We start from the raw sequence: 235 nt of genomic DNA, 5'->3' as shown, positions 1-235 counted from the left end.
GCCCGGTAGTCGCCGCCGCCCGCCGCGAACGCGCGTTCCTCCCAATGGCGTTGCAGCGCGATACCGGCCAGCGGATCGCCCGGATAGTCGCGTGCCGGATCGATGCCGACGACGATGCCCGAATTGGCGTTGCGCTCGTTCCGCGAATATTGGCTCATGCCGTTGGTGGCGACCCGGCCGACCTCCGACGTGGCGGCGACGACGGTGCCGCCGGGGCACATGCAGAAGCTGTAGA

General features: G+C 69.4%; 1 protein-coding gene. It reads right to left on the bottom strand.

What is annotated here, in order from left to right:
• Positions 1 to 235 (bottom strand): FAD-dependent protein (locus AC0IYH_RS34050; RefSeq protein WP_471838895.1); only part of this gene is annotated, 235 nt, incomplete at both ends.

The organism is Pseudomonas sp. AC463 (assembly GCF_979253585.1).
This window is presented reverse-complemented; position numbering and strand designations above follow the sequence as displayed.